We start from the raw sequence: 11,591 nt of genomic DNA on the forward strand, positions 1-11,591 counted from the left end.
TCTGGTGCGCAGGAAAAAGATAAAGATAAGGAATAGGTCATGAACCTGATTCAGACATTGGAAAAAGAAGCTGTAGAATCTTTTGCAGCATCAAAAGAAATCCCCGAATTCCGCGCTGGCGATACGCTGCGGATCGGTGTCCGCGTCGTCGAAGGCGAGCGCGTTCGTACCCAGAATTTTGAAGGTGTGTGCATCGCACGGACCAATCGCGGGATGGGCTCAAACTTCACCGTACGCAAAATGTCGTTCGGCGAAGGCGTAGAGCGTGTGTTTCCGCTTTATTCCCCGAACATCGAAAGCATTACCGTGGTTCGCCGCGGTATCGTGCGTCGTGCGAAACTTTACTATCTGCGCGGGCGGACTGGTAAACGGGCCCGTATTGCGGAGCGCCGTTTGAACCAGCCTGCGAAAGGCACTGAAGCAAAATAACCAACGCTTCATAAAAGTTTCAAACAGCCGGTTCTCCCACAGGAAAACCGGCTGTTTTAATATCAGCAACAGGAAAAGTTTCATGGGTTACAAAGTTGTAGTTGTCGGGGCCACAGGCAATGTCGGGCGCGAAATGCTCAATATATTGGTTGAGCGTGAATTTCCTTATGATGAGCTTGCCGCCGTCGCTTCATCCCGCTCGCAGGGTAGCGAAATTGAAATCGGTGACACAGGCAAGATGGTCAAGGTGCAGAATATCGAGCATTTCGATTTTGCGGGATGGGATATTGCTCTGTTCGCAGCCGGTTCGGGCCCGACCAAGGAATATGCGCCCAAGGCTGCGGCCGCCGGTTGCGTGGTGATCGACAACAGCTCGCTCTATCGCATGGATCCGGATGTTCCCCTGATCGTGCCTGAAGTGAACCCAGAGGCGATCAGCAGCTATACCAAGCGCAATATCATCGCCAATCCCAATTGCTCGACCGCACAGATGGTTGTCGCGCTTAAGCCATTGCACGATGCGGCGACGATCAAGAGGGTGGTCGTATCCACCTATCAGTCGGTTTCCGGTGCGGGCAAGGGCGGTATGGACGAACTGTTCGAACAGTCCCGTGCTATCTTTGTCGGTGACCCCAAGGAAAACCATGTCTTCACCAAGCAGATCGCCTTTAACGTGATCCCGCATATTGACGTGTTTTTGGACGACGGCTCGACCAAGGAAGAGTGGAAAATGGTCGTTGAGACCAAAAAAATCCTCGATTCGAAGATCAAGCTGTCCGCTACCTGTGTTCGCGTGCCGGTATTCGTCGGTCACAGCGAGTCGATCAATATTGAGTTTGAAAACGAATTGTCCGCCAAAGACGCACAGAAAATCCTCCGCGATGCTCCCGGCATCATGCTGGTCGATAAACGCGAGGACGAAGGCTATGTCACCCCGGTCGAATGTGTCGGCGACGGCGCAACCTTCATCAGCCGCGTGCGTGAAGATCCGACGGTTGAAAACGGCCTGAACATCTGGTGTGTCAGTGACAATCTCCGCAAGGGTGCGGCGCTCAATGCGGTGCAGATCGCGGAATTGCTCGGCCGCAAGCATCTTAAAAAAGGCTAGTTATTCCATCAACGGTCCGGCTTCCGCTCCCGGCTTGGGTTTCTGCAACAGCAGAACCAGCGGAATGACCGCGATGGTGACCCACATCATCGCCCAGAAATCGTCGAGATAGGCGATCATGGCCGCCTGTTTGTTGACCAGTGCGTCGACCATCATCAGTGCCTGGTCGCCCAGGCCCTGAAACCGGTCGGCGGTGCTGGCATCAACATTGTTGATGGACGAGCCGGTGAGGTGGGAGGCAAGATCGCTGTGGCTGGTCTGGATATTTCGGCCCAGCATTGCGGATGCGATCGAAATGCCAACCGACGCACCGATGCTCCGAAACAGGTTAAGCAGACTAGACCCGTCGGTACGCAGATGCGGTGGCAATGAGGCAAAGGCCAGTGTGTTCAACGGAATGAAGACCAGTCCCATGCCAAGCCCCTGCACGAGGCCGCTGATCACAAATGGACGCCAGTCCATCTCCATCGACCATTGACTCATTTGCCACATCGAAAATGCGGCAATTGAAAATCCGGTGCCGACGAGCAGACGGGCATCAACTTTCCCGACCAGCCTGCCAGCGACTGCCATGCTGAGCAGGATGCCGACACCCCGGGGTGCCAAAAGAAGTCCTGTGTCGATCACCGGATAGTCGTACAGATTCTGTATCATCGGCGGCAGCAACGCCATGTTGGCAAACATCACAACGCCAATGACGATCATGAAGAAAAGGCTGGTGGCAAAGCTGCGGTTGGTCAGCATTTCTTTTGCGAACAGGGCGGTCTTGGACGTCGCCATTTGCACCGCGAAAACCCAGAATGCAGCGATGGCAATCGCCGTTTCAATACGGATTTCCCAACTGTCAAACCAGTCAAGCTGGGTGCCCCGGTCGAGCAGAAGCTGGAGACTGCCGAGTCCGACGGCCAGCGCCCAGAAGCCGAGATGATCGAACTTTCGTCGGAACACCGGCTTTTCGGGCAATAGTGCCCATAGCGCTGCGATAGTCGCTGCACCGATCGGCACATTGACGTAAAAGCACCAACGCCAGCTATAATTTTCCGTCAGCCATCCACCGATAATCGGTCCCATGATCGGTCCAATCATGATTCCCATGCCCCATATCGCCATCGCACGGGCATGCCGTTCCGGTGGATTGATGTCGAGCATGACCGTCTGCGCCAGCGGCGCAATGAAGGCGCCACTGATGCCTTGCAAGACGCGGAAGACAACCATTTCTTCCAGACTGGTGGCCAGTCCGCAGAGCATAGATGCGAGAACAAAACCGCTAACCGAGATCAGAAAAAGCTGCCGCCCGCCGATCCGGTCCGCGAGCCAGCCGGTGATCGGCATGGCAATAGCGGAAGCGATAATATAGCTGGTGAGGACCCAGGTTACCGTGTCCAGTGACGCGCTGAGACTGTTTTGCATATGCGGCAGCGCAACATTGGCGATCGTAGAGTCGAGAATCTGAATGATCGAAGCGCCCATAACCGCAACGGTCAAAAGCGCGCGGTTGAGGGGCGTGATGCTGATTTCCGGCCTGAAATCGTCGGCAGCAGCGGCGGCGGAGGCCATTTATTTGCCCTTGGAGCGGATATCGACGGTCACTTCGGCGGAGAGCCCTGCGATCAGCGGACGGGGAGAGGGATCATCAATCGCAATTCGCACCGGTACCCGTTGGGTTACCTTGACCCAGTTGCCGGTTGCATTTTGTGCCGGGAGTACCGAAAACTCGCTGCCTGTGCCGGCTCCGATGCTTTCGACATGGCCCTTCAGTTTGATATCCGGATAAGCATCAAATGTTATTTCGGCCTTTTGGCCCACTTCCATCTCGGTAAGGTCGGTTTCCTTGAAATTGGCTTCGACCCGGCTTTTCTGGTCCGCAACAATAGTGAGAGCAGGGAGTCCGCTGACCATCATCTGTCCGATCTGCAAACGATCCGCCTGGGCCACGCGTCCGGAGGATGGCGCCCGAACGATAGTACGAGACAGGTTCAACTGGGCTTGTTCGCGCTGGACTCGCGCTGCTGCGATTGCGGGATTCTCGCCCGGCATGGAACGGGCATTGGCCGCCAGACTGTGGGCTTCCGCCGCGTCTGCCTGGGCCTGACGCAGTTCCTCGCGTGCCTGTCGGACAGCATGCTCGGCGGCATCATAGGCGGCTTTGGTGGTGAAGCCACGCGCCATCAGTGCGCGCTGGCGCTCAAGGGTGACCTCCGCAAATCCGATATTTTCCCGCGCAGCGGAAATGTCGACATTGCTTCCCGCGGCGCTGGTTCGCAAGGCCGCGACCTGCACTTCCGCGCTTGCGATGGCCGCATTGGCCTGTGCAAGGGCAATCTCGAAGGGGGCAGGGTCGATCCGAAACAGGATGTCGCCTTCCTTGACGATGTCATTTTCGCCGACATTGACCTCGATGATCCGGCCACCCACTTCGGCCGCAACCGACACCTGGTCTTGCTGGACATAGGCGTTATCGGTCGACACGCTCATTCCGCTGGTCAGCCAGAAATATGCGGCGATAGCGATCAGGGCCAGTGGCACGCTCGCCATGACCAGCCAGCGTGCCCAGCGACGCTTCGCCCGGGCGGGAAGGTTGTCACCGTTGGCGACCCCGTCCTGATCATCGTCGGTCAGGGCTTCCGGGGAATCGTCCTGTTCGGCTATATTCCGGGATTCTAGCATGTCCATCAGGCTCCCTGCTCCGGTTGTTTTGTATCACATGCCTTGCGCGACAAATTCTGGCGTATGCGTTCTACCAGCCCGGCCAGTTGTGTGCGTTCATCCGCGCTCAGCCCGTCCTGCGCTTCATTGGCCAGAAGTGCGGATGCCGCGCGCAGTTCATCGATTAGCGGCAATGCTTTCGCCTCAAGATACAGGCACCACGCACGGCGGTCATCGGGGTCCCGGCGGCGGCTGAGCATGCCAGCGTCGACGAGACGATCGATCATCCGGGACAGGGTTATCGGTTCGACTTCCAGAAATTCCGCGAGCTTGCTCTGGTTGGAGCCCTCGTTACGGGCCAGATAGGCAAGCAGGCGCCATTGCATCCCGGTTATGCCGCTATGGCGCATGCGCTCGTTCAGTTCCCTGCGGAACATACGTGCCGTGTCGTGAATCAGAAAACCGATCGTTTCACTCATAAGCACCGATATAATAGCAATGCTTACTAATCGCAAACAATTAGACTTGCGAAGAATGCAATCTAGGGTACGATATCGTCATGACATTGAAAGCAGACGTTTATTGGTCCTTCCGCTCGCCTTACAGCTATCTCGCGACGCGGCGTTATGTAGCCCTAACCCAGGAATATGATCTGCAGATCAACCAACGGTTCGTTTATCCGCTGGCGATCCGCGAGCCGGATTTTTTCGAGAAGAATCATCCCAACTGGCTCGGCTATGTATTCAAGGATATATTTCGCGTCGCGCAATTTATGGGCATCCCGTTGGCACCGCCCAATCCCGATCCGATAGTGCAGGATATCGCGACCCGCAAGATTGCCGCCGAACAGCCCTATATTTTCGAACTGACCCGGATGGGGCAGGCGGCTTCCCGGCGTGGCAAGGGACTCGAATTTGCCAATGAGGTGTCCCAGTTGATTTGGGGCGGGACTGCTGGCTGGCATGAAGGCGACCATCTGGAAAAGGCGGCGGAGCGCGCCGGACTGGATCTGACCGAATTGCAGGTCGAAGCCTCAACCCAGGCCGAAGGACTGGATGCGGAAATTGCCGAGAATCAGGCTGCACTGGAAGCAGCAGGCCATTGGGGCGTGCCGACGCTGGTGTTCGAGGGAGAACCCTTTTTCGGGCAGGACCGGATTGAACTGGCGGTCTGGCGGATGAAGCAGAAGGGCCTGGAAAAACGCTAGTTTTTTGGCCCTTTCCTACTTCGGGTTAAAACACTAAGCTGGGCTTACGGCTGACAATTATTTGCTGGCAGCCTATTCTGTTCATGGCCACCCTATCGGATCAAAATGGGCGTTACCAAAAAACCTTTCCTTGGCCTGAACTTTGATGAACTTTGGATGATGAAAGCCAATTGATGAACGCAAAAAACTGGGACTTTTCATCCTTTGACGGAGTAAATCTCAAAATCCATGAAATGGGCGAAGCCGAAAAAGGCAATCGCCCGGTCATCCTGCTCCATGGCCTGTTTTCCAACGCCCATACCAATTGGATCAAATTCGGTCATGCGCAGGTGCTGGCGGATGCGGGGTTCAGGGTCATCATGCCCGATCTGCGCGCCCATGGCGACAGCGAATCCCCGCATGATCCGGCGGCTTACCCCCCAGATGTTCTGGTCAGGGATGTGCGTGCATTGATCGCCTATCTGCACTTGGAAGATTATGATCTGGGCGGTTTTTCGCTCGGTGCCCGGACGACGGCCAAGCTGCTCGTAACCGGTGCAAAGCCGGCCAAGGCGATCTTGGCAGGCATGGGGCTGGAAGGGCTGTCCGGATGGGAACGGCGTCAGGAGTTTTTTCAGGAAGCTATCCGGCTCAGGGACACGGCCAAACGCGGCGACCCCCACTGGATGGCGATCCAGTTCATGAAAAGCCAGAAGATCGATCCGGTCGCGGCTTCCCAATTGCTCAAGACCTTCGCTGATTTGGAAGCGGAGCAGTTGTCGGCTATTGAAATGCCGGTTCTGGTGCTCTGCGGGTCGGATGATCGTGACAATGGGGACCCGGAGAAGTTGACCGCGCTTCTGGCCAGGGGGCGACATGTGGCCATTCCCGGCACGCACATGAGTAGTGTTACCAAAACAGAAATGGGTCAGGAGATGCTACGCTTTCTGATCGAATAGGAGGAAACATGGCGACATTGTATAGCTGGCGGAATTTCTGGATATTCTGGGGCGGTGGGATGGCTTTGTTCATCTATCTTGTCCTATCGGGCGGAGTGCTGGCGACGGATGTTGCTCCCGATGGGATTCTTGATCACCAAAGCGCCGCAACAGCGCTGCGCGTGAACGCGATCCAGCAAAGCTGGGCCGATGCCGGCGTGCTCGATCTCGCTCGCTGGGGCATGATCGCCGACCTTATCTTCATCACCTTGTATATGTCAGGCGGGATTATCGGCGGACGGCTCCTATGGCAGAGTGCCAAATCGCCGACGCTGAAGAAAGTCGGTCTGTTCTGCGTTTTGGTCTATTTTCTCTTTGGCCTGACCGATTATATTGAAACCGTCAGCCAACTGATCCAGCTTGTTCGTGGCCAGGGTAGCGACATGCTCGCCGCCACCGCGGCGCTGGTAAAACCGGTGAAGGTCGTCGCCTGGATTGTTGGCACCGTTATGATGGTGGTCGGGCTTGTCTGGCGATGGCGCGAAACGCGGACTTGACCGACCGCCAAGAAAGTTTCAATTCCAACCAAAATAACCACTGTTGAGGATGACAATATGAAAACCGCAGCTTCGATCGTCGCAATCGCCACCATGGCCCTGTCCACGCCGGCACTGGCCAAGCATCATGAAAATGATGGCATGGAAGAAACCGCCGCGCCAACAGCCGCAGATGCCAAGGAATTTGTCGCACAAACCGAAAAAGAGTTGTTCGATTTTTCGATAGATGCCGCTCGCACCTACTGGATCAATTCAAATTTTATTACCGATGACACGGACGCGCTCGCCGCCAAGGTGGGGGCGCAAGGTACGACCATGTCGGTGGAAGCCGCGATTGAAGCTGCCAAATTCAACGACGTTGACGGTCTTGATGCCGTCACCCGTCGCAAGTTGAACAAACTGCGTGGCGGAATTGTTCTCCCGGCGCCAACGACGGAGGGCGCAGCGACCGAGTTGAACGAAATCGCCACCAAGCTGAACTCGGCATATGGCAAGGGCAAAGGCACTCTCAACGGGGAGCCGATCAACGGTTCCGACATCGAAGCGGCAATGGGTACGAATCGCAACCCCGAAGAACTCGCCGAAATGTGGGAAAGCTGGCACGACAATGTCGGCGCGCCGATGAAGGATGACTATGCCCGCATGGTCGAGATCGCGAACGAAGGCGCAAAGGAACTCGGTTTTGCCGATGTCGGCGCGATGTGGCGGTCGGGCTATGACATGCCGGCGGATGATTTTGCCAAGCTGACCGACAAGCTATGGGCGCAGGTCAAACCGCTTTATGACCAGCTCCATTGCTACACGCGCGACAAGCTGAATGAAAAATATGGTGACGCGGTGCAGCCGGAAACCGGCCCGATCCGCGCCGATCTTCTTGGCAATATGTGGGCGCAGGAATGGGGCAATATCTATGATATCGTCGCACCGGAGGGAGCCGGTGACATCGGCTTCGACACGACCGAATTGCTGGTCGCGAAAGATTATGACGCGATGAAGATGGTCAAGGCAGGCGAGGGCTTCTTCTCTTCGCTTGGTTTCGATCCCCTTCCGGATACCTTCTACAAAAGATCATTGTTCACAAAACCGGCTGACCGCGAAGTCGTCTGCCATGCAAGCGCGTGGGATATCGACAATGTCGACGATATCCGGATCAAAATGTGCATCAAGGTCAATGGTGATGACTTCACCACCATCCACCACGAACTGGGCCACAATTATTACCAGCGCGCCTATAACAAGCAGAGCTATCTCCATCTCGACGGAGCCAATGACGGCTTCCACGAAGCGATCGGCGATATGGTCGCACTGTCGATCACACCGGAATATCTGGTTCAGGTCGGCTTGCTGGATGCCGAAAAAGTGCCGAGCGCGGACAAGGACATCGGCCTGTTGCTGCGTCAGGCGATGGACAAGGTTGCCTTCCTGCCATTCGGCTTGCTGGTCGACAAATGGCGCTGGGGCGTTTTCGAGGGCAGCATCAAGCCGGCGGATTACACAACCGCATGGCACGGGTTGAAGCTCGAATATCAGGGTATTACCCCGCCGGTTGATCGACCCGCCGATGCGTTTGACCCCGGCGCAAAATATCACATCCCGGGCAATACACCCTATTCGCGTTATTTCCTCGCCCGCATATTGCAATTCCAGTTTTACAAGGCCGCCTGTGATGAGGCTGGATGGAAAGGTCCGCTGCACCGCTGTTCCTTCTACGGCAACAAGCAGGTTGGTGCGAAGCTGAACGCGATGCTGGAAATGGGGGCATCCAAGCCGTGGCCCGATGCATTGGAAGCCTTTACCGGCAAACGGGAAATGGATGGATCGGCAATGATCAGTTATTTTGCGCCGTTGATGGACTGGTTGCAGGAAGAAAATAAGGGCAAAATCTGCGGATGGTAAGCATGAAAAAGCCGGCGGGAACCCATGTTCCCGCCGGCTTTTCATTTGATTAATTTGGCTTAAAGCTGGTCGAGCATATATTCCGCTGCGCTGACCTTGAAATCGCCCGGTGCTTCGACGTTCAGTTCTTCTACCACACCGTCATTGACGATCATCGAGAAACGCTGGCCGCGCTGGCCCAGGCCAAAGCCGGAACCGTCCATGGTCAGGCCAACCGCTTGGGCAAATTCTCCATTGCCATCGGCCAGCATGGTGACGTCTTCGGAACCGGCTGCCTTGTTCCAAGCGCCCATAACAAACGCATCGTTGACGGCGGTGCAGGCGATTTCGTCCACGCCTTTGGCTTTCAGATCGGCCGCTTTTTCGACATAGCCGGGAAGATGCTTCGCGGAGCAGGTTGGCGTGAATGCGCCAGGAACAGAAAACAGCGCCACTTTCTTGCCGGCGAAATATTCGCTGGAATTCACTTGCTGCGGGCCGTCTGCGGTCGCCTTGACCAGTTTCACTTCGGGAATTTTATCGCCTTTGTTGATCATCTTCTGCTCCTTGTTTTGATTGGGATAAGAATGCTTGCCTCTATTGTCATTAGTGGTGACAACCGCATGAAATTGCAAGCCAAGCTCGCAAACAAATCAGCCAGCCAAATGAGCGAAATGAAATCAGGGTAACTTTACGATGGGCAGCGGATAATTGCATTGCTATGCTGTTGCCAATGCATGATCCCGTCTTTTTCTCCGGACAATTTCTTCTTGCCACGCCCGGAATGGCGGATCCACGGTTTGCCCGATCAGTGGTGGCGATCTGTTCCCATGATGAAAATGGCGCTTTGGGCATCAACATCAGCGAGACGGTAGAGGGTATCAGTTTCCACGATATCCTCGGGCAGTTTGATATCGACACAGCCAAAGCGCCAAACTGCGATGTCTTTCTGGGTGGCCCGATGGAAACACAGCGCGGTTTCATTCTCCACAGTCTCGATATCAATATGTCCGATACGCTCCAGGTGGGGGATTGTTGGGGACTGAGCAGCTCTGTCGACATGCTCAATGCAATTGCCCAGGGTCGAGGTCCGAAACATTGGATCATCGCACTTGGCTATTCCGGATGGGGCGAAGGACAGCTGGAAAGCGAATTGACCCAGAATGGCTGGACAATCGCCGAGGGGTCTCCCGATTGGCTGTATGAGACGAGTTCGGGTGATAAATGGCTGATGGCCTGGAAAGCTCTGGGCATTGATCCGTCGAAGCTGTCCAACGGATTTGGTAGCGCCTGACCTTTTGATTGTTGCGGTATGCGGGAATCCAGCGTCACAAAATATCAAATATAAAGAGATCTTTATATTTGCTTCACTGGCCGCAAGGCGTTATTGAAATGCCATGTTGCCGCACAGGATCGCCCGTGCGGCATTTCGTTTTTCAAGGAGATACGACGTGGCCACCGCAACCCAGGATTATGTAATCAAGGATATTTCCCTCGCCGATTTCGGTCGCAAAGAGATTGAAATAGCCGAAACCGAAATGCCGGGTCTGATGGCTTTGCGCGAAGAATTTGGCGCAGACCAACCTTTGAAAGGCGCCCGGATCACCGGTTCGCTGCACATGACCATCCAGACCGCCGTGTTGATCGAAACGCTGCTCCATCTCGGCGCGGAAGTGCGCTGGGCATCGTGCAATATTTTCTCGACCCAGGATCACGCCGCAGCAGCGATTGCAGACGGTGGAACGCCGGTTTTTGCAATCAAGGGCGAAACGCTGGAAGAATATTGGGCTTATGTTGAACGAATTTTCGATTGGGGGACGGAACAGACCTGCAATCTGATCCTCGATGATGGCGGCGACGCCACGATGTTTGCTCTCTGGGGAGCGCGGGTTGAAGCGGGTGAAAAATTGTTCACACCAGGCAATGAAGAAGAAGAAGTCTTCGTCGCCACCCTGACCCGTTTTCTTGCCGAACGTCCCGGCTATCTGACCAAGACGGTTGAAAATATCAAGGGCGTTTCGGAGGAAACCACTACCGGTGTTCACCGGCTCTACGAACTGGCCAAAATCGGCAAGCTTCCTTTCCCGGCGATCAACGTCAACGATAGTGTGACCAAGTCCAAGTTCGACAATCTCTACGGCTGCAAAGAGTCGCTGGTCGACGCGATCCGCCGTGCAACCGACGTCATGCTAGCGGGCAAGGTTGCGGTCGTCGCCGGTTTCGGTGACGTTGGCAAGGGCTCGGCCCAGTCGCTGCGCAACGGCGGCGCCCGCGTGCTCGTAACCGAAATCGATCCAATCTGCGCGCTGCAGGCAGCCATGGAGGGCTTTGAAGTCGTCACCATGGAAGAAGGCACCAAGCGCGGCGATATTTTCGTCACCACAACCGGCAACAAGGACGTCATCACGGTTGATCACATGCGCGCCATGAAAGACCGTGCGATCGTTTGTAACATCGGCCATTTCGACAGCGAGATCCAGATCGGTGCGTTGAAGAATATGGAATGGACCGAAATCAAGCCGCAGGTCGATGAAGTCAAATTCCCGGATGGCAAGAAACTGATCGTTCTTGCCCAAGGCCGTTTGGTCAATCTGGGCTGCGCAACCGGTCACCCGAGCTTTGTCATGTCGGCAAGCTTCACCAACCAGGTGCTGGCGCAGATCGAACTGTGGCTGCGTCCCGAGCAATATGAAAATGACGTCTATGTCCTGCCGAAACATCTTGATGAGAAGGTCGCGGAACTCCATCTTGCGAAACTCGGCGTGAAACTGGACAAGCTTAGCCAGGAACAGGCCGATTATATCGGCGTTCCGGTCGAAGGTCCGTTCAAGCCGGACCATTATCGCTACTAG

At 55.5% G+C, this 11,591-nt stretch carries 12 protein-coding genes; 8 read left to right on the forward strand and 4 right to left on the reverse strand.

Features of this window, described 5'->3' with window-relative positions; all coding sequences use genetic code 11:
* Nucleotides 1–39 precede the first annotated feature (39 nt).
* Nucleotides 40–429, forward strand: coding sequence for a 50S ribosomal protein L19 (rplS, locus tag ACN0VD_RS00005; RefSeq protein ID WP_417590293.1), 390 nt, complete (start codon nt 40–42; stop codon nt 427–429).
* An 82-nt stretch (nt 430–511) separates the two neighbouring features.
* Nucleotides 512–1,537, forward strand: coding sequence for an aspartate-semialdehyde dehydrogenase (locus tag ACN0VD_RS00010; RefSeq protein WP_417590295.1), 1,026 nt, complete (start codon nt 512–514; stop codon nt 1,535–1,537).
* Here ACN0VD_RS00010 and ACN0VD_RS00015 read toward each other — a convergent pair whose 3' ends face one another.
* From ACN0VD_RS00015 to ACN0VD_RS00025, 3 genes are read right to left on the reverse strand one after another with little or no spacing between them, the layout of a single operon-like run.
* Complete coding sequence (locus tag ACN0VD_RS00015) at nt 1,538–3,094, reverse strand: DHA2 family efflux MFS transporter permease subunit (protein WP_417590297.1); 1,557 nt, start codon at nt 3,092–3,094, stop codon at nt 1,538–1,540.
* A complete protein-coding gene (locus ACN0VD_RS00020; RefSeq protein ID WP_417590299.1) occupies nt 3,095–4,204 on the reverse strand; it encodes an HlyD family secretion protein in 1,110 nt (369 codons plus the stop codon).
* A 5-nt stretch (nt 4,205–4,209) separates the two neighbouring features.
* A complete protein-coding gene (locus tag ACN0VD_RS00025) occupies nt 4,210–4,662 on the reverse strand; it encodes a MarR family winged helix-turn-helix transcriptional regulator (protein ID WP_417590301.1) in 453 nt (150 codons plus the stop codon).
* A gap of 80 nt (nt 4,663–4,742) precedes the next feature.
* On the opposite strand from ACN0VD_RS00025, the gene ACN0VD_RS00030 reads away from it, so the two are divergent.
* From ACN0VD_RS00030 to ACN0VD_RS00045, 4 genes are all read left to right on the forward strand, one after another.
* A complete protein-coding gene (locus tag ACN0VD_RS00030; protein ID WP_417590303.1) occupies nt 4,743–5,390 on the forward strand; it encodes a 2-hydroxychromene-2-carboxylate isomerase in 648 nt (215 codons plus the stop codon).
* 173 nt (nt 5,391–5,563) lie between these two features.
* The gene (locus tag ACN0VD_RS00035) at nt 5,564–6,328 is read left to right on the forward strand and encodes an alpha/beta fold hydrolase (RefSeq protein ID WP_417590305.1); all 765 of its coding nucleotides are present in this window, start codon (nt 5,564–5,566) and stop codon (nt 6,326–6,328) included.
* An 8-nt stretch (nt 6,329–6,336) separates the two neighbouring features.
* Nucleotides 6,337–6,864 (forward strand): hypothetical protein, encoded by a 528-nt coding sequence (locus ACN0VD_RS00040; RefSeq protein ID WP_417590307.1) that lies wholly within the window; start codon nt 6,337–6,339, stop codon nt 6,862–6,864.
* A 57-nt stretch (nt 6,865–6,921) separates the two neighbouring features.
* Nucleotides 6,922–8,760, forward strand: coding sequence for a M2 family metallopeptidase (locus tag ACN0VD_RS00045; RefSeq protein WP_417590309.1), 1,839 nt, complete (start codon nt 6,922–6,924; stop codon nt 8,758–8,760).
* Nucleotides 8,761–8,819: 59 nt separating this feature from the next.
* Here ACN0VD_RS00045 and ACN0VD_RS00050 read toward each other — a convergent pair whose 3' ends face one another.
* Nucleotides 8,820–9,296 (reverse strand): peroxiredoxin, encoded by a 477-nt coding sequence (locus ACN0VD_RS00050; protein ID WP_417590311.1) that lies wholly within the window; start codon nt 9,294–9,296, stop codon nt 8,820–8,822.
* A gap of 176 nt (nt 9,297–9,472) precedes the next feature.
* On the opposite strand from ACN0VD_RS00050, the gene ACN0VD_RS00055 reads away from it, so the two are divergent.
* Nucleotides 9,473–10,033: a YqgE/AlgH family protein gene (locus ACN0VD_RS00055; protein ID WP_417590313.1), complete on the forward strand. Its 561-nt coding sequence runs from the start codon at nt 9,473–9,475 to the stop codon at nt 10,031–10,033.
* Between the two features lie 103 nt (nt 10,034–10,136).
* A complete protein-coding gene (gene ahcY, locus ACN0VD_RS00060) occupies nt 10,137–11,591 on the forward strand; it encodes an adenosylhomocysteinase (protein ID WP_417590315.1) in 1,455 nt (484 codons plus the stop codon).

The sequence above is a fragment of the Parasphingorhabdus sp. genome, assembly GCF_048267785.1.
In the GTDB taxonomy this organism is placed as follows: Bacteria; Pseudomonadota; Alphaproteobacteria; order Sphingomonadales; family Sphingomonadaceae; genus Parasphingorhabdus.